Source organism: Kistimonas ophiarachnellae, from assembly GCF_057552235.1.
Genome location: NZ_BAAJPA010000091.1, coordinates 1 through 292, shown reverse-complemented (window position 1 = coordinate 292; position 292 = coordinate 1). Strand labels below are relative to the sequence as shown.

General features: G+C 50.7%; 1 rRNA gene. It reads right to left on the bottom strand.

The annotated features are described in order from the left end of the window. Positions 1-264: ribosomal RNA gene (locus AC27K1_RS21775) — 23S ribosomal RNA — on the bottom strand; the annotation flags it as partial. Positions 265-292: the final 28 nt, after the last annotated feature.

Sequence of the window (292 nt, the reverse complement as noted above, 5' to 3'; positions counted from 1 at the left end):
TCCGCGTTCGCTCGCCGCTACTGACGGAATCTCGGTTGATTTCTTTTCCTCCGGGTACTTAGATGTTTCAGTTCCCCGGGTTCGCCTCCCAATCCCTATGTATTCAGGAAAGGGATACCTGCCTTACGACAGGTGGGTTTCCCCATTCGGACATCATCGGATCAAAGCTCGTTTACCAGCTCCCCGATGCATTTCGCAGGTTACAACGTCCTTCATCGCCTCTGACTGCCAAGGCATCCACCGTGCACGCTTAGTCACTTGACCATATAACCCAAAACAATTTCTGAATTAA